This window comes from Brevibacillus sp. FSL L8-0520 (assembly GCF_037963895.1).
Taxonomy (GTDB): domain Bacteria; phylum Bacillota; class Bacilli; order Brevibacillales; family Brevibacillaceae; genus Brevibacillus; species Brevibacillus borstelensis.
This window is the reverse complement of sequence record NZ_CP150171.1, coordinates 2,369,360-2,387,310: the sequence shown is the minus strand read 5'-3', so window position 1 is coordinate 2,387,310 and position 17,951 is coordinate 2,369,360. Positions and strand designations below refer to the sequence as shown.

Annotated in this window: 19 protein-coding genes; all 19 read right to left on the bottom strand. The window is 51.6% G+C overall.

All coding sequences use genetic code 11. The features are described 5' to 3' along the window. Positions 1 to 52 precede the first annotated feature (52 nt). On the bottom strand, positions 53 to 382 hold the full coding sequence (locus NSQ24_RS11890) for an AzlD domain-containing protein (RefSeq protein WP_003387169.1): 330 nt from the start codon (positions 380 to 382) through the stop codon (positions 53 to 55). Next, positions 379 to 1,107, bottom strand: a complete 729-nt coding sequence (locus NSQ24_RS11885; RefSeq protein ID WP_003387170.1) for an AzlC family ABC transporter permease — start codon at positions 1,105 to 1,107, stop codon at positions 379 to 381. The genes NSQ24_RS11890 and NSQ24_RS11885 overlap by 4 nt, the downstream gene beginning before the upstream one ends. Next, positions 1,107 to 1,838, bottom strand: a complete 732-nt coding sequence (locus NSQ24_RS11880) for an alanyl-tRNA editing protein (protein WP_003387171.1) — start codon at positions 1,836 to 1,838, stop codon at positions 1,107 to 1,109. Before NSQ24_RS11880 ends, NSQ24_RS11885 begins: the two co-directional genes overlap by 1 nt. Before the next feature lie 65 nt (positions 1,839 to 1,903). Next, entirely contained in the window at positions 1,904 to 2,719 is an 816-nt protein-coding gene (locus NSQ24_RS11875) for a helix-turn-helix domain-containing protein (protein WP_122958411.1), read from the bottom strand. A 175-nt stretch (positions 2,720 to 2,894) separates the two neighbouring features. Then, positions 2,895 to 3,329, bottom strand: a complete 435-nt coding sequence (locus NSQ24_RS11870; protein ID WP_003387173.1) for a peptidylprolyl isomerase — start codon at positions 3,327 to 3,329, stop codon at positions 2,895 to 2,897. A gap of 168 nt (positions 3,330 to 3,497) precedes the next feature. Then, a complete protein-coding gene (locus tag NSQ24_RS11865; RefSeq protein WP_339168038.1) occupies positions 3,498 to 5,780 on the bottom strand; it encodes a bifunctional diguanylate cyclase/phosphodiesterase in 2,283 nt (760 codons plus the stop codon). 167 nt (positions 5,781 to 5,947) lie between these two features. Continuing rightward, a complete protein-coding gene (gene lysA / locus NSQ24_RS11860; RefSeq protein ID WP_003387175.1) occupies positions 5,948 to 7,270 on the bottom strand; it encodes a diaminopimelate decarboxylase in 1,323 nt (440 codons plus the stop codon). 174 nt (positions 7,271 to 7,444) lie between these two features. Beyond that, positions 7,445 to 8,917 carry a spore germination protein gene (locus NSQ24_RS11855; RefSeq protein WP_339167866.1) on the bottom strand — a complete coding sequence of 491 codons (1,473 nt, stop codon included), beginning with the start codon at positions 8,915 to 8,917 and terminating at the stop codon, positions 7,445 to 7,447. Next, the gene (locus tag NSQ24_RS11850) at positions 8,898 to 9,485 is read right to left on the bottom strand and encodes a stage V sporulation protein AE (RefSeq protein WP_003387181.1); all 588 of its coding nucleotides are present in this window, start codon (positions 9,483 to 9,485) and stop codon (positions 8,898 to 8,900) included. The genes NSQ24_RS11855 and NSQ24_RS11850 overlap by 20 nt, the downstream gene beginning before the upstream one ends. Positions 9,486 to 9,516: 31 nt before the next feature. Next, a complete protein-coding gene (gene spoVAE / locus NSQ24_RS11845) occupies positions 9,517 to 9,867 on the bottom strand; it encodes a stage V sporulation protein AE (RefSeq protein WP_003387182.1) in 351 nt (116 codons plus the stop codon). Further along, positions 9,867 to 10,895 (bottom strand): stage V sporulation protein AD, encoded by a 1,029-nt coding sequence (spoVAD, locus tag NSQ24_RS11840; protein ID WP_003387183.1) that lies wholly within the window; start codon positions 10,893 to 10,895, stop codon positions 9,867 to 9,869. Before spoVAD ends, spoVAE begins: the two co-directional genes overlap by 1 nt. 11 nt (positions 10,896 to 10,906) lie before the next feature. Further along, positions 10,907 to 11,386 (bottom strand): stage V sporulation protein AC, encoded by a 480-nt coding sequence (spoVAC, locus tag NSQ24_RS11835; protein ID WP_003387184.1) that lies wholly within the window; start codon positions 11,384 to 11,386, stop codon positions 10,907 to 10,909. Between the two features lie 102 nt (positions 11,387 to 11,488). After that, positions 11,489 to 11,911 (bottom strand): stage V sporulation protein AB, encoded by a 423-nt coding sequence (locus NSQ24_RS11830; protein WP_003387185.1) that lies wholly within the window; start codon positions 11,909 to 11,911, stop codon positions 11,489 to 11,491. Then, entirely contained in the window at positions 11,908 to 12,522 is a 615-nt protein-coding gene (locus NSQ24_RS11825; protein WP_003387186.1) for a stage V sporulation protein AA, read from the bottom strand. The genes NSQ24_RS11830 and NSQ24_RS11825 overlap by 4 nt, the downstream gene beginning before the upstream one ends. Before the next feature lie 85 nt (positions 12,523 to 12,607). Next, complete coding sequence (gene sigF / locus NSQ24_RS11820; protein WP_003387187.1) at positions 12,608 to 13,363, bottom strand: RNA polymerase sporulation sigma factor SigF; 756 nt, start codon at positions 13,361 to 13,363, stop codon at positions 12,608 to 12,610. Between the two features lie 11 nt (positions 13,364 to 13,374). Continuing rightward, positions 13,375 to 13,824 carry an anti-sigma F factor gene (spoIIAB, locus tag NSQ24_RS11815; RefSeq protein WP_003387188.1) on the bottom strand — a complete coding sequence of 150 codons (450 nt, stop codon included), beginning with the start codon at positions 13,822 to 13,824 and terminating at the stop codon, positions 13,375 to 13,377. Beyond that, entirely contained in the window at positions 13,824 to 14,174 is a 351-nt protein-coding gene (gene spoIIAA / locus NSQ24_RS11810) for an anti-sigma F factor antagonist (RefSeq protein WP_003387189.1), read from the bottom strand. The genes spoIIAB and spoIIAA overlap by 1 nt, the downstream gene beginning before the upstream one ends. Positions 14,175 to 14,322: 148 nt before the next feature. Further along, entirely contained in the window at positions 14,323 to 15,510 is a 1,188-nt protein-coding gene (locus NSQ24_RS11805; RefSeq protein WP_003387190.1) for a D-alanyl-D-alanine carboxypeptidase family protein, read from the bottom strand. A gap of 256 nt (positions 15,511 to 15,766) precedes the next feature. Then, positions 15,767 to 17,833 (bottom strand): methyl-accepting chemotaxis protein, encoded by a 2,067-nt coding sequence (locus NSQ24_RS11800; protein WP_243014077.1) that lies wholly within the window; start codon positions 17,831 to 17,833, stop codon positions 15,767 to 15,769. Between the last annotated feature and the right edge of the window lie 118 nt (positions 17,834 to 17,951).

The following is a 17,951-nucleotide window of genomic DNA, read 5'->3' as shown; positions in this document are numbered from 1 at the left end:
TACCAGCAGAGCGCCGGGCTTACAAGCCTGTCTGTTCGCGGAGGAGAAGGAATCAAGCCGAGACTGGCGCCAGGAATTTGACGAGAAGCACGAGAAAAAGACTGATCCCGAAGCCGAGGAACACATTTTTCCAGCGGATCATGACAAGTACACAAATGACGCTTGCTCCCGCATACAACGGATTAAAGGTCCACTCCCCTCCCTTGACAAACAGGGAGGGAAAAATCAAAGCAGCGAATATGCCCAGCGGAATCATGTCCAGGCCGTTTTTAAGCCGCGCAGTGAAAAAAGACTCCGGCAAGGTAAGAAACGCCCTGCGCGTAAAATAAGTCACGATGCCCATCGCCAGGATTAGCAAAAACATACGCAAATCGCCGTTCATCCCGCTTTTCGCTCCTCTCCTTGCGCTCCCTTGCCTCCGTCTGCGGGCTTTCGGATAAATCCGACTGCAAATGCGAGCAGTCCGGCTCCCAGGACATGCAGGCCGCTGGTTGAGGCCATGCTCAAAAGACAGGCCACAGCACCGCAGCCGAGGAAAATCGCTACGCGGATTGGCGAAGACAGCATGCCGACTGACAGCGCAAGAAACATGGCGGTGAAGCTGTACTCAAGCCCAAACCTTTGCGGGTCCGGCAGCAAGTACCCGAACAAGCTGCCCAGCCATGTACCCAGCGCCCAGAACAAATGCAGAAAAAGGCTTACGGATAAAATGTAGGACTTGTCGAAGCCGTACTGCTGAATCCGGTTGTAGGTGATCGCATACTGTTCGTCTGACAGGAAAAACGCGATGAGATCGGCAAATCTTTTGTTTTGCCTGGAATAGTAGGGAGCCAGAGACATCGCCATAAGAAAATGCCTCGAATTCATGAAAAAGGTGACCATGACCATCGTCCAAAAGCCAGCCCCTTCCACCAGCATGGGCAGAACCGCAAATTGCGACGAGCCCGCATGTACAAAAAAGGACATCCATACGCTTTCTGCTGTGCTCATGCCAGTCTGCAGAGCCAGCATGCCGAATATCCCGCCAAAGACCAGAAAGCTCATGCCGACGGGGACGGAATCCCGGATTCCTTGCTTCCACGAGGCCATCTGTTGTTGCTCGTTCATCAGCTTTCCACCGCGGCCGGCAGCACGGCCCTTACTTCCATCCGCTTGTTGTTTTTCCCTTTGCTTTTTATATCGGTGATCACCAATGACCCGATTTCACTCGTTCGCTTTACATGCGTGCCCCCGCAAGCCTGCTCATCGATTGAGCCGATCGCCACAAGCCGCACCTCACGGACGGCTGGAGGCAGCAGGCTGATCATCGTTTTGATCATGCCGGAAGTCGCCTCGGCCTCCTCCCTGCTGACAGTCCGGTACGTGATCAGATGATCTTCGGCAATGATGCGGTTCGCTTCTCTGACAATCTCCTCCACCTCTTCTGAGGACAAGTCCTGCAATTGGTTGAAATCAATGCGCGCACGCTCGGGATATATTTGGTTTCCGGTGCAAAGAGCGCCGTATTTTTCATAAACGACCGCTCCGAGCACATGCAGCAGACTGTGATGCCGCATCAACCCGTACCGGCGCTGCCAGTCGATCTTTACTACTGCCTCTCCTTCGTTCAGCGTCTCGGCACCCTTTACGTAATGAACGATTTGGCCAGCTTCCTTTTTGACCTGATAGACTTCATATGCGTGCCCATTTTGCATCAATACACCTGTATCGCATTCCTGGCCCCCGCCAGTCGGATAAAAGATGGTCTGATCCAAAATGACTTTTTCGCCGTCTACCCGTTTTATCAAAACGGTGCATTCCTGATTGTAGCTGTCCTCCAAAAACAATGTCTGGGTCATTTCTGTTTCCTCCTGTTTATGAAGTTAGTATACTAACGACTAATATAGTGCCGGTAAAAAACGGTTCACTCTTCCATGAACCGCTTGCCGGTCACTACCTCGGACAAAATCCGATTGCTGCGCCAAAGCTTTTCCAGTTTTTCAGAGCCAAATTCTCTCGTCAGCTCTTCGATCATGATGTCATGCCTGATGTACTCGACTGCAACCTGAACGAGTGCAGGATCGGTCGTTTTGACAGCCCATGCCACGCCCTTTTCCGAAAAGTGGGCAATGACCACTTCTTCTCCGTCCCGAGCCGCGATCGTCAGTCTTCCGCCCATCCGCTCCTCAACCACTTCTGGCGGCATATAATTGTGGTGGAAGGTACTCCCCAAGCGTTTATCCTCGCTGCCGAACAGGATCGAGTAAACCGAAACGCCCCGCTTCAGCAGTGTCTGCACGCAAGGAAGCAAAGCCTCGTACTGCTGCTCCCAGACCGACAGCCAGCATTCCTGCTTGCTTCGCTCCATAACGGCCAGCATCTCGTTTAACACTGCCTGCTTGCCTCGAATATGCCAGATCACGTCCATTTCCGTCGTATTTCCTACAGAATCCAAGGCCTGCTCCAGGTAATCGAGCGTCTCTTCCATGCCTTTTCGCAGACGGCCAATCAACTCCTTGGCAGGGACTGGAGCGTATTTGACCGGATCGGAAGGAACGGTGTGAACGGCCTCTCTGTCCAGCAGCTTGCCGAGCACCTCATAAATCATCGAACGGGGCACTCCGGTACGCTTGCTAAGCTCGTATCCGGTAACCGGCGACCCTTGCAGCAAGCCGACATAAGCTTTGCACTCGTACAAGGAAAAGTTCAGTTTTTGCAGTTCTCTGTAGATTTCTTCCATGATTGCTCCGTTAGTAGTTTGACTTATAACTACTATTTATCACAAACCGCCAATATATGTCAATCCTTGATTCGGTCTTCTTGGTTGATTGCAGCCTCGGTATATTCTGCTGGCCGGTCTTCATAAAAAAACCCGCGTCATCGATTCGCGGGTTTTGTGCCACATTCGGCGTTTTTTATTCAGAAATCGTTACTTCCTTCATTTTGTCGCCCTGCTTGATTTTGTCTACGTGCTCCATGCCTTCCACCACTTGTCCGAAAACGGTGTGAACGCCGTCCAGATGCGGGAAAGCATCGTAGCAGATGAAGAACTGGCTGCCGCCTGTGTCCTTGCCTGCGTGAGCCATGGACAGAGCGCCGCGAACGTGTTTGTGCGGGTTTCCTTTGGTTTCGCATTTGATGGTGTAGCCAGGGCCGCCAGTACCAGTGCCATGCGGGCAGCCGCCTTGGGCAACGAAGCCAGGGATTACGCGGTGGAACGTCAGGCCGTTATAGAAACCCTCTTTGGACAATTTTTCAAAGTTGGCTACCGTGCCGGGCGCTTCCTTTTCAAACAGCTCCAGCTTTACGGTTCCGCCGTTTTCCAATTCGATTGTTGCATACTTGCTCATATGTAAGGACCCCTTTCAGTCTCGAAATATGTACGACTACGATTATACGCGAATCAGACAAAAAAGGAAAACAGTAGATCAAAGGTGCAATGCCCCGAGCGCAGTGACACGCTTATTTCCCTGACACACCGCGGACAAGCAAGCAGTTCGAATATCCGACAGAATGCCTTAACACTCCTGGACTGCGTCAGAAAAACTGACCCCGTGCTCCTCCGCTTTGTCGGCGACAAATACGGTTCCCGGAATGCTTTTGGCGATTTTTTTCATCGCAGCGGCTTGCTGGGCGAGCTCCTCGACACTGCCAAATCGTCCTGGTGAAAGCCGCACACCTGCCATCGACATCGACAGTCCATTCGCGTCTGTGAGATTGCGCCTGTGATAAATATCTAAGAAATAGGATGAAAACGCCTGGATTATGAAAGCAGTCATCGCATCCAGACAATTTGGCGTTGTCATGACGATGAAATCATCCCCGCCGATGTGTCCGAGAAAATCGCGCTCATTGCCATAGTGCTGCACCGCTTCCTTTAACAGTCTGGCCGTTCTCACGATAATTTGATCGCCCACTTCAAACCCGTAGCGATCATTGAACCATTTGAACCTGTCCAGATCACAGTAAATGACGACCTGCTGCTCGCTTCTTTTGATCCTCGCCTGCAGCTCCCGTTCGATCTGGACGTTTCCCGGCAGCCCTGTCAACGGATTGGCAGAGCTGGCCATCTCGAGCTTGATGGACGCCATTTTATCAAGCAAGCTCTGAACCGTAATAATTCCGATGTATTCCCCATTGTCACCGGTGATCACCACGACGTCGTAGAGGTGATAGGCATCCCGGGCCATTGCCCTTTTGGACACCTCATCTATCTGGTCGTCTTTTTTGACCGTGAGCGGATTCGTATTCATGATTTGCGAAATCGGCCGTTCATAGTAAAGTGCGATCCCGTATTGCCCTCCCAAAATTTGATAGAGCTGAAATCGCATCACCAGCCCGATCGGTTTGCCTTCTTCCAGCACGACGACACTTTCGATTCGCTGGTTCTGTTCAAAGATTTGATGGACCTGACGCACTTTTGTCTGTTTTCCCACACAGATCGTCTTGGTCACAATGTCAGTCATGACGGGGGCGTGAATCCGCGGCTCCCGATCTGTTTTGGCGCTTGCTTCGCGGACACGGCGAAGAAAATTCATGGCCTCGCCCGAGATGTGTGCCATCCCTTTTGCCGGAGATCCGAGATAGAAGCCTTGTCCGTATGTAACCCCCAGCTCCATCAGCGACTCCAGCTCCCGTTCCGTCTCGATGCCTTCGGCGATGATTTTGCACTTCACCTTTTCAGCGAATTGCACAATCGTTTCCAGCAGCGCCTGTTTGATCGGATCGACGTCAATATTGCGGATGAGCGACATATCCAGCTTGATGAAATCGGGATAGATTTCGGTGATGGATTCCAGACTGGAATAGCCCGCTCCGGCGTCGTCGACCGCCACCAGATACCCCTTTTTCCGGTATTCCTCGATAATTTTGCGAAAGACGCTGTAATTGCTGATGGCATGCCGCTCGGTAATCTCAAGTACGATATTATGCGGATTCAGCTTGGTCTGCTCCAGCAGCTTGATCAGGTCCCCGCGCAATAAATACGGGTCGTCAATCGCTCTCGGATCAATGTTGATAAACATCTTTTGGTGCGGCTTTAGATATCGGAGATGCTCCAATGCCCGCTTCCTGCAAATATGCTCCAGCCGAAACACGGTATCCGTCTCCTCGGCATAGCCAAACAAGGCAGCGGGAGAGAAAAAAGGCGTGTTCTCCGGTCCTCTGGCCAAAGCCTCCCACCCGAGCGGCATGCCGTCCCGCAGGTCGACGATCGGCATGAACTGCGTGTGAATGTCTTCATCCTGCAGCAGCTTGTGGTACTGTGTCACGAATGTATACTTCTCAGAAGAAATCCCGTATTTCGCCATGTGGACGGCATGCTTGACAGACGTGTACATCTCTTTGACGACGTCCTGGCCAGGAAATGCCGCATAGCCGATATGCACCCGCAGGTCCTCCCGGTTGACAAAGCTCACATGCCGATTGAGCTGCAATTCGGCCTGCTCCTGAAAGCTGATCGAGAGAAGCCGGCATTCCTCCTCATGGGAGCCTTTCGGAAAGGAAACATAGATGGCAAAATCGTCTCCCCACAGCTTTTGAATGGCTAATACCCGCCCCTTGATCTCCAGTACATCCTGGCAGACCGTGGGCAGCGTCCGCTCAAATATATGCAGCACTCTTTTCGCGATCAAATCCCCATAGCGATTTTCGATGTCCGTCAATTTGACGATGTCTACGTAAAACAGGACGACCGTCGCACCGTTGCCCACTTCCTCGGCAATCATCGACGTGATCGTTCGACGTTTGTCCAGAGCGAAGACGGAAAATCGGCGGAATCGCTTTCGCAATTTAGACCACATCATGGCTCTTGCCTCCTCGCCCCCTCATTATGACAAGGGACTCTTAAGGCCATGTAAAGAGTTAATGAACATTTTATAAATGCAGCAGTCTTGAGAACGAATGGATCAGAGGACGAATAGAAAAGACCTTCCCCTGTACAAGAGGGAAGGTCTTGGACTGATATCGGTTAGCGCAACACTTTCGAGCCTTTGGGCAGTACGTCCTGACTTACCACATCGGCAAATGTTTCTCGTTTTACGACCAGTTCCGCCGTACCGTCATGAACAAAGACAACGGCGGGGCGCGGAATGCGATTGTAATTGTTGGACATGGCGTAGCCGTATGCGCCTGTGCTGCTGACAGCCAAAATGTCGCCGGCTTTCGCTCGAGGCAAGGCAATGTCCCTGATGAGCATGTCGCCGGTTTCGCAGCACTTTCCCGCGATGGAGACCGTTTCCGTGTCAGCCTCGTTCATCCGATTGGCAATTGCTGCTTCATACTGGGCCTGGTAGAGAGCCGGTCTCAGGTTGTCGGTCATCCCGCCATTGACAGCGACGTACTTGCGAACATTGGGAATTTCCTTTTGGGACCCGATGTGATACAAAGTGGTTCCTGCATCGCCGATAATGCTTCGGCCCGGCTCAATCCACAGCTCAGGCAGCGGCATTTGCCGGTCGGAAAGCTCGGCCCGAACCGCAGCCGTGATCGCTTTGACATAATCGCCCGGCGCCAGCGGTGTATCGCCTTCTACATAACGAATGCCAAACCCGCCGCCGACATTCAGCACTTGGGAAATAAAACCGAATTTTTCTTTGGCCTCTTCAAGCAATTCCACCAAACGTTTGATCGCGACCAAAAATCCGTCTGTTTCAAAAATCTGCGAACCGATATGGCTGTGGACACCGAGCAGATGCAGCCACTTGCTTTCGTTCGCCTGGCGGATCGCTTCCAAAGCCTGCCCGCTCTTTACGTCAAACCCGAATTTCGAATCCTGCTGCCCAGTGGAGATGTACTCATGCGTATGCGCCTCTACGCCTGGCGTCACGCGCAGCAGTACAGCTACCTTCTCCTGTCTTTCCTCGCCGAGCTGGGCCAGCAGCGAAAGCTCATAAAAGTTGTCAACGACAAAGCAGCCGATCCGGGCATCCAGAGCCATCTCTATTTCTTCTATGGACTTGTTATTGCCATGAAAGTGGATACGCTCCACTGGGAAGCCAGCCTGGAGAGCCGTGAACAATTCTCCCCCCGACACGACGTCAAGGGACAGCCCTTCCTCTTCAATCAGCTTGCACATCGCCATCGTACAAAACGCTTTGCTGGCGTATGCTACTTGAAATGAAAATCCCGATTCGCGAAAAGCGTCCACGAAGGCTCGACACTTGCTGCGAATCAGCGCTTCATCGTACACGTATAAAGGCGTTCCATACTCAGCAGCCAAATCCGTGACGTCGCAACCTCCAATTTCCAAGTGGCCCTTCTCATTGACTCGACTAGTTCCGTGTAGATACATCCCCAAATCCTCCCCGATACGCTGCTGGATAAATGTTCGTGTAGCGCCGCTTCTCTATATAGAAAGGCAACTGTATGACCTTACAGTTGCCACCTCTACCTGCTTTGGCTTATCAATCAATTTACTATAATAAAGCGCATTTGACAATGGGTGAAGCCTTCATTGTCAGAATATTTATTGCCGGGAAGAGTTGGGTGAACGGACAATGCTCGGCCGTCTGTTTTTCATCGGGACAGCCATCCTCACCAAGATATCCTTCATGGCTTTAAAGTTGAAGGGAATGAACGGCCACAGATACGGCGTATCGAGAGAGCGTGTCACAGCGAGACCGATGAGAACGACAAGCAAGCCGATCATCAGACCCGCAGTCGAGAAAAATCCGACCATCAGGATCAAGAATATCCGTACCAGCCGATTTGCCAAGCTCAGCTCGTAGCTGGGAGTCGCGAACATACCGACAGCTGCGACGGCCAGGTACAAAATGACTTCAGGGGCAAACAGCCCGACGTCGATGGCGACATCCCCGACCAAGATCGCAGCCAGCAGACCCATCGCGATTGACAGAGGGGAAGGCGTATGTATGGCAGCCATCCTCATCAGATCAAGTCCAACCTCCGCCATCAAAAATTGTGCCAGCAGCGGTATGCTCCCTTTGTCCTTGATCCCGATGAAATGCAGCGGTTCGGGGATGAGCGATGGATGCATGGCCAACAACAGCCAGACGGGGAGCAAAAATACCGAAGCAAAGATGCCAAAGAAACGCACCCAGCGAAGGTACGCTCCAACGACGGGGGTCTGTCTGTATTCTTCTGCGTGCTGTACATGGTGAAAATACGTGGCCGGTGTAATCATGACACTCGGCGAGGTATCCACGTAGATCAGCACATGCCCTTCCAGCAAATGGACGGCGGCCACATCCGGCCTCTCCGTATAGCGTACGAGCGGAAACGGATTAAAGGTCTTGCCGATGATGAACTCTTCCACCGTCTTCTCGGCCATCGGGATGCCGTCAATCTGGATATTTTGCAGCCGGTGTTTTAATTTATCAATCAGCTCTGTATTGGCCACACCCTTGATATAGGCGATGGCTACATCCGTTTTTGTCCTTTCTCCGATTTGCATGATCTCAAACCGCAAGCGTTCATCCCGGATACGCCTGCGTGTCAGTACGGTGTTGAGCACAAGCGTTTCGGTAAAACCGTCATGCGCACCGCGTACAATCCGTTCCGTATCCGGCTCCTCTGGCGAGCGTGTCGGCAACACTTTTGCGTCCATGATGATGGCATTGTGTGAACCTTCGATGACGAGTCCTACCTGACCGACGAGCAGTTTATCGATGAACTCATTTGCCGTTGCCACCTTGGCCATTTGAAAGTAAGGAATATATCTGTGGTACAAGTGCTCAAAAACATCGGCAGGCAGCTCTCTCTCCCGCAAGTCATTCAAATCCCGGAGAACCTGCGTAATGATGTTGTCGCTCGCAAAGCCATTGATGTAGTACAACAAAATGCGAGTCCGGCCAACTGTAAATTCGTGAACCCCGACGTCAAAGCTAAATCCAATGCCAAGCTTGTCGTTTAGGTATTCCTTGTTTTCATCCAGATCTTCCACGATCAGCCGCTTCTTCTCACTCTTGGTTTCCGGCATGGAACCCGCTCCTTTCCAATATCCAATTCACTGCAGCCATGGTAATCGGGCAACCATTGCGCAAGCTGTCCCTCCCTTGCATTTTTCCAATATCGCCGATTCCGATGATATTGGGCACATTAAGCTTGTTCAGGATATCGACGGTATCTCCGTAGATTCGGTTCTCCAGCTCTGTTTCCGCATAACCGTGTTTGTCAACAGCCTCATTGACAATCCGGCCGAGGTTGTCCACGGAAACCTTGACCGCAGCCCCGTTCACCCACTTTGTATTGGATGCCACTGCAATCGCACCCAGCACTTCGATATCGGGATGTTTGACAACGTATTCGATTGCCTGCTCTCCGCGGCCCCGACCCCTGTCTCCGTTGTCGTCAAACATGATCAGAACGGGGTCTTGCGGCGTCATTTTGATCAGCTCGACCATTTGGCTTCCGCTCAGCGGCGTCGGATTCCCCGCCGACAACGAAACCGCTCGTCCCCCAATCTTTCTGGCTATCATTTCTACCACTCTTTGCGCTACATGATCACCGTCTGTGATCAGAATGACCTTCCGTCGCTTTTCTGGCATGCACCTCTCCCCTTCCTCTTCACGGGGGGGATCATCCCTTTGGTTTAAAGACTAGCGACGCCAGGAACCCGAACGCGATAGCGGCGGAGATGCCCGCACTCGTAACTTCAAAGATTCCCGTAACGACTCCGATCAGGCCGTGCTGCTCCGCTTCCGATATGGCGCCATGGTATAGGGAATGGCCGAAGCTGGTGATCGGAACAGTCGCTCCCGCACCGGCAAAATCAATCAACTTGTCATAGACGCCAATAAAATCGAGCGCAACCCCGGCGACGACCAGCGTGCTCATCACGTGGGCGGGGGTCAGCTTCGCCACGTCCAGCAACAACTGACCGATCACGCAAATCAATCCGCCAACAACAAAGGCGATCACATATTCCATCAGCTTCCTCCTCCTTCTATCGAAACCGCATGGGCTATGCAGGGAATGGAGTTGCCCTGCTGATAGCTGACCGGGCTTAGCAATGCACCAGTTGCACATACCAAAACCTTGTTTAGCTTTCCTTTGTTCAACTGGTCCATGATATAGCTGTACGTCACTACTGCACTGCTGGCACATCCGCTGCCGCCGGCAAAAACCTCCTGATCCGGCGAGTACACCATCAGACCGCAGTCGTTGTAAACCCGGTCCAAATCGTACCCATCCATTTTCATCAGGTCCTTGAGGATGGGAAATCCGACGGCTGCGAGATCTCCTGTTACAATCAAATCGTAATCATTCGGATTGCGGCCGGTATCCTTGAAATGTGTCTGCAAGGTAGATGCTGCAGCAGGCGCCATCGCCGATCCCATGTCAAATGGGTCTTTAATCCCCATATCGACGACTTTGCCGATCGTGGCGTACGTAATCCGCGGCCCGCTCCCGCCAGTACCGACAACGGCAGCACCCGCTCCTGTCACCGTCCATTGTGCCGATGGCGGCTTCTGTCCGCCGTACTCGGTTGGATAACGGTATTGCCGCTCGGCTGTCGCATTGTGGCTGCTGCAAGCGGCTAATGCTTTATTCGCATACCCGGCGTTGATCTGGGCAGCGGCATTGGCCAGGGTGAGCATCGAAGTCGAGCAAGCCCCGTACATGCCCATGAGCGGAATCGACACCTTCTCGGCAGTAAAGCTGGTCGTAATGTTTTGGTTCAGCAAATCCCCGGCGAAAAACACGTCAATGTCCTGTCCGCTCAGATTCGCTTTGTCCAAAGCGAGATTAACGGCATCCTCCAGCAGCTGTCTTTCCGCGTTCTCCCACGAGTCCTGTCCGGCATACATATCGTCGTAGACCTTGTCGAACAAGGCTCCGAGAGGTCCCTCCCCTTCTTTTGGTCCGACAGCAGTGGCTGTTGATAGAATGCGGACGTCATTCGGGAAGTGCCAGGTCTGCCGGCTTACCCGAAAATCGCTGGATCCATTATTCATAGCAGCTCCCCTCACACGATCATCTTCCAAACCGTTTTCAACACGCCGGCTATGAAAGCGGCGACCACGCCAAAAACAATGACGGAGCCGGCCAGCTTAAACATATTTCCTCCTACTCCAAGAACGAATCCTTCGCTTCGATGCTCAATCGCTGCAGAAGCGATCGAGTTGGCGAATCCGGTGACAGGTACCGCTGAGCCCGCACCTGCGTACTGTCCAATATTGTCGTAAATGCCTAGTCCGGTCAGAAGCACAGAGAGGAAAATGAGCGTGGCAACGGTAGGATTGCTCGCAGCCTTTTCCGAAAATCCGAAGAAGTTGATATAGATGTTTTGCAGCACCTGGCCCAGCAGACAGATGGCCCCCCCAACCCAAAAAGCGCGTATCGAATTGAGCAGGACGTTCCGTTTTGGCTGGTACTTCGCCGCCTGCTGCTGATAGAGCTGCTTCGTCATTTGATTCGAACCATTGGACTTCGATTTTGTCGCCATCTTTGTTCCTCCCACTCGTCCTGTCTGGTCAACATACTCACATATCCATATCTTGTCTCCTCGTCTCCATTCTATGAATGGCTGAATTTACCAGTCGGCGGGTCAAAGCTTCAGCCACCACTGAAGAAGAGATCCGATGATTTTCCCGAGAACCATCGCCATCAACAAGAAAATCAATTTCGAGTCCATGTTGAGCCTTTTTGCCAAGATCGGAAAGACGTTGAGTGCTTCGGTCAGTCCGGCGGCCAATGTGCCTACGAAGACACCTGCAAATACGCCGTAGATAGAAGTAAACAAGATAGGCAATGCGGCCACCCATTGAAAAAAATCGGCCAGCGTAAAAAACAGAGCGCCGCTAACCAGTGACCATTCCAATGCTCGTATGTAGCGATGTGCGTTGGTGAGCTGAGCCAGCCGGGGGATAATGTCCAGAACCGTAATAAAAGCAACGAACCCGCTGCCTACAGCGAGCCCTCCACCCAGTCCGATGATTGCCAGCAAGATATGCTGCCACAAGCTGCTCATGGCTTGATCCGCTCATTCTCCTTATTTTCATGCTGAATGTAATACTGATCGAGATTTTGCTGGTACAAGAACAGCTCAACCTCCAACGGACTGGGTTCTTCGTTGATTCGCTTCTGAAAAATATGGTTGAAAAACAGGATCATCCCCAGACCAATCCCGATGGAATAAGGGATTTGCAACCAAAGGGGCTGGTCGCTTGCCTGTCCGGTGATCAAATAGTGGATGCGCTGATGGACCTGCAGCATGCTGACGTCCGTGTGGAAGTTCATAATCGCAAGACCGGCACCGACGAAGAGCAGGACCCATACCAGTGTAACCATGAGGAGATTTGCCTTTTTGCGAGGGTTCAAAACTTCTACGACAATATGAGCCGCGCCCTGTACCTCCAATGCCAGCTCGGGGTGCACGCGCCGGATTTGTTTGATGACCTGCATAATATCAATGATAATGAGGTTTCCATCAGCAGGTTTCACCTGATAGACAGGCAGACGGGCCAATGCTTTTTCACGGTCGCCATCCCAATACAGCTGGCAAATATCTCCCAGCGTAATCGTCGCGTTCGGCTTGACAGCCAACCGTTTGCGCAGCTTGAGAAACAGCGGCTGGTTCATCTGCTCCCCCTCCTTTCAAAGACTATGTCCTGCTAGTATGTGCGTGTGGACAAAAGCCATGCACATAAGAAAAGACCAGGCTGAGCTAATGCTCAATCTGGTCTTTGATCGTTTGCAGGATTCGCTTTTCCAACCGGGACACCTGGACCTGAGATATACCCAGCCGCTCAGCCACCTCTGATTGGGTCTGATCCTTGTAATAGCGCAAGTAGACAATCAGCTGTTCTCTTTCTGTCAAACGGCTGATTGCATCCTTCAGCGCGATTTTTTCAAACCATTTGTTGACACTTTCATCTGCGATCTGGTCAATCAGTGTAATCGGATCGCCATCATTTTCAAATACAGTTTCATGGATCGACGAAGGGGCCCTGCTTGCCTCCTGGGCAAACACCACTTCCTCCGGTGTAATTCCTACCGCTTCCGCCACTTCAGAGATCGTAGGAGCCCGTCCGAACTGCTTGTACAGCTCGTCTTTCGCCCGCCTTACCCTGTTTGCGGTTTCCTTTAGCGACCTGCTTACTTTTACAGTGCCGTCGTCCCGCAAAAAGCGCTGTATCTCACCGATGATCATGGGAACGGCATACGTGGAGAACTTCACATCGTAATTCAGGTCGAACTTGTCCACGGCTTTCAAAAGTCCGATACACCCGATCTGAAACAGGTCGTCGGCTTCATAACCACGATTGATGAAACGCTGAACAACTGACCAGACAAGCCGAATATTGCTGTTTACAAGCAGCTCTCGCGCTTGTGCATCCCCATCCTGGCTCTGGGCAATCAGTTCTTTTACTTGGTCGTTGGTAAGAAACGGCTGACTGGCGTTTTTAATATCGGCACCCATAGGCACTACTCCTAATTCTGTAATGCTTTGGCAAAGGAAAGGCGTTTTGTCAGGCGGACAGTCGTCCCTTTCCCGACAGCAGTTGCCACTTCAAGCGAGTCCATAAAATTTTCCATAATCGTAAAGCCCATTCCCGAACGCTCCAGCTCGGGCTTGCTGGTGAACAGCGGCTGCATTGCCTGGTCGACGTCCTCGATTCCCTTGCCTTCATCCTCCACTACCAATTCCACGACACCCTCATCGATGCTGACCGAGATGCGGACAACACCATCCGGGTTTTCGTCGTACCCGTGGATGATGGAATTGGTCACTGCTTCCGAAACAACGGTCTTGATCTCTTCCAGTTCCTCAACCGAGATGTCAAGCTGAGAGATGAACGAGGCAACCGCGACACGGGCGAACGCTTCATTCTGACTTACGGCAGCAAACGCCACGCTCATAAAATTGCGTTTGGCCATCATTACGCCACCCCCAATACGTGCAGTGCTTCCGCTTCGTTCTCGCGAAACTTGATCACCTTAAACAGCCCGGACATCTCGAAAATCCGGTAAATGGTTGGATTGATCGAGCACACCACCATTTCACCGGAGCGAGCCGAAATCTGCTTGTACCGCCCCAGGATGACTCCAATGCCGGAGCTGTCCATAAATGAGAGCTCTGCCAGGCTGAGCACGATATGGCGAATAGACGATTGGCGCAAAAGGTCGTCTACTTTCCCGCGCAATTCCTCTGCTGTATGATGGTCCAGTTCTCCTTGCAAACGGACAACCAAGACGTCCTGTTTTGTTTCCATGATGATGCGTAGACTCATGGCTGAAACACTCCTTCATCCCGTAGTACACTCTCATTTCTTCTCTCTCTGTTCCATTTCCTGCCAGCCGACAAAAGAACAAAAAAATCGAGCGGCCACATGGTACAATTCGAGGCAACTCGATTCTTTTCGCGTTCTCGCTGTCAGGTTAATAGCTAATCAATACGTTTCTCGTTGTCCGCTTGAGAATCTCCCACATGCCTGCTTTGTCGACCGTTTGTTCCGGGAACAGGTCGATCCGGTTTACTTCCTTGCCGTCTTTCGTGCGGATAAAAATATGTCCGATCACTTGATTCTTATCGAGCGGAGCGCTGATGTCAGACTGCAACACGACTTCGCGGTCATATTGGTCGGCAGACTCCCCGCGCTTCATCAACAGGCTGACAGCGTGCGGCGTGACCGCGTTAACCGTTGGCTGTCTTCCTTTGTCCACGCTCAAGCCTTGCACAACCTCCCCTTTTTTGTACAAGGGAGCTACCTGATAATGAGCAAAAGCGTAATTGAACAGTGTCGACACTTCGGCGTTTCTCGTTTTTGTATCGGGCTCGCCCATAACGACGGCAATGACCCTCATGTTATTTCGTTTGGCCGTAGCCGTCAAACAGTATTTGGCTTCGCTTGTATAGCCTGTTTTCAGACCATCTACGCCTTCATAAAAGCGAACGAGCCGGTTCGTATTCACCAACCAGAACGGGTTGGACGTTTCTTTTCGCAAATAGTCCTGATAAATTCCTGTATATTTGGTAATCGCTTCATGTTTCAAAAGTTCGCGGGACATAATTGCAATGTCCAATGCGGAGGAGACATGCTCCGGTGCAGGCAACCCGTTGGAATTGACGAAATGCGTTTGCTTCATTCCAAGCTGCTTGGCCCGCTCATTCATTTTGGCTACGAACGCTTCTTCCGTTCCCGCCAAATGCTCGGCCATCGCGACGGAAGCGTCATTCCCCGAGGCAATCGCGATCCCCTTGATCATGTCTTCTACCGTCATTTCCTCGCCAGGCTGGAGAAAAATCTGCGAACCACCCATGGATGCAGCTCGTTCGCTCGTACGAACCTTGTCCGTCAGCTTGATTTCTCCGCGCTCCAGCGCTTCCATGATCAATAGAAGCGTCATGACCTTGGTAATACTAGCAGGAGGCAGCTTTTCGCTTGCGTTTTTTTCGAACAAGACGGTTCCCGTATCCGCTTCCATCAATATGGCGGAGGTTGCATGCGGTGCAAAATTCATCTGTCCGTCTTTCGCCGGCGTGTTTTCCTTGGCTGCCGTCGCTATCGGAGAAAAGAACGCAACGCACAAGATGAAGCATAAGCTCAGATACAGACTCCTTTTCATAGCAAACTCTTCCCTCCATTCATGGTTCTATTCTCACCAAACAGAAAGGAAAATATTCACAGAAAAAAACGGGGTTTTCGCACTCTGAAAAATATGATTGAGAGAAAATCGTGCCGAACCGGGGCAGCTACTTCTCAAAAACAAAACTGCCTTTGTTCGATTAAAAGCTGCCTTGTTAGATTAAAACTGCCTCCGTAAGCAGCAAAAAAACTCCCTCCGAATTGACAACAGAGGGAGTTTCACGTGTTTTACCCATCTAGATCTTAAACTTGCTTACATTTTCCGACAAATCATCCGCAAGCTTTTTCAATTCTTCTACATTTTCACTGATTCGCGCAATGGACTGCAGCTGTTCGTCGACAGTCGCCACGACACCGCTCAGTGATTGATTGATTTCATCCGATACTTCGGAAAGACGCTGCATCGAGCTTGTGACAACCTGATTGCCTGCTGCCATCTCCTCAGAAGCGGCTGACATGGATTCGCTCTGCTCTGCAGCAGATTGAATATCGGATACGATATGCTGGAAGGCCGTACCTACGGTCTCGACGGACTGGAGACCGGTGCTGACCATGGCAACGATCTCATCCATATGCTTGCTCATATCCATGGCTTCGTCGTTGATCGAGTGCGCGATCGACGCGATCCGCTCAGAAAAGGAGCTGCTCTCCTCTGCCAATTTCCTCACTTCGGTGGCTACAACAGAGAAGCCTCTGCCGGCCTCGCCCGCTCTCGCAGCTTCAATTGCCGCATTTAAGGCAAGCAGGTTCGTCTGGGAGGCGATGCTGCTGATCATCTCGACAATGCTTGTGATCTGTCTGGCCCGCTCTCGCAATCCATGCATTTGCTGGGCCGTACGCTCTACTTCACCATTTGCTTGTCTGACGGTAGAGATGACGTTTTCGACCAGCTTCATGCCGTCCTGGGCTCGCTCAAAAGTGCGACTCGTCGCCCTGGTCGTCGATTCTGCCGCAATCGCCACCTGCTCGACGCCTTGGGAAATTTCTGAAACGGTCGTGGCAGCGGAAAGCACCTCTTTTGTCTGCTGCGAAACTCTCTCGGAAATCGAAGAGATATTCTCCGTAATAAAATGAATGGAGCTGGTGTTTTCCTGAGCCGATTGATTCAGCTCTTCCGCCGCGATGTTCAGGCGATTCGCTTGTCCCTGGACAAGGGATACGAGCTTTCTGAGCTCGCCCGCCATTTCGTTCATCTTGTGCCCGACCATGGCAATCTCGTCTTTTCCTTTTACCTGCACCTGCACGTCAAAACGGCCGGACCCGATTTTCTCCATGTCTTGCGCGATCGCCAGGAGCGATTTGCGAATCCGCTGTGCAAACCACCAGATGGAAAAGGCGGCCACAGCGATGATGGGAATACTGATCAGCCCGAATGTAATTCCCATGCCATTCAACTCGCCATAAACCTCCGAGGAAGCTGTCGTCAGGACAAGCGCCCAGCCCAGCGAGGCGATGGGAGCGACGGCTGCAAACGAATCCACGCCATCCGCTTCATATTCCAGACTCTGGCTTGTGCCGTTTTGCACCAATGCAAGCAATTCTGTATAATCCCCATTTTCTGCCAGCGACAGCTTGTTGTTTTGCGCCGAGTCCTTGTGGGCAACGACCAACCCATCCTTGCGAACGACATACGCATAGCCGTTTTGCATGAATGGAATTTCTTCTGCCTTTTTTACGATTGGGTCGATCTGAAAACCAACCACGAGAAGGCGGGAGGTGTCTTTATTCTTCTCCCCTACCGGAGTAGCCAAGTAAATGAAGCTTCTTTCCGCCCCAAGTACGACTTCCTCATCAGAAAAAACAGGTCCCCCAGAAGAGAGCGCATTTTGCACATATTGCTTCTGCTTGAAGTCGATCTCATTTTTGCCGGTCAACGAATACAACGATTTGCCTGTGCCGGGATCAACCAAATATATTTTTGAGACCTCTTTATGGCTTTGACGCAAGAGCCGGAACTGCTCCATAATGAGCGGCTCCAGATCCGTGGTCATGACCCTTTTGGCCGCTGTCTCCAGAGACGAGCTTTTCAGGTCATCGATCCAGTCTTCCATGCTTTCGGCATACTGCTCCGCCAGCATTTTCGCCTGGTTGGAAGTAATGTCAATCAACGTGCTTTTGGAAAAAGAAAGTGCTATGTATTGCAATGCACCAATGATCACGATAACAAGAATAATTCCAAAGGTAATCATTTTTTTGGCCATGGAACCCTGCAGTTGCTTGTTGAGACTGCCAACCACGTCAGCCAGCTTTTGCGGTGCTGACAGATTTTTTGGGCGAAAACGCGGCAATCGGAATATCCGCATGGTAACTACCCCCTTCTCTCTTTTGACGTCCTGAATACTCAGATGGAAAAATGAAAAGAGGCCCCGGACGCAAAGAATGGGGCGATTCCCCCATCCATTCGCGGAGGCCACAGTATCT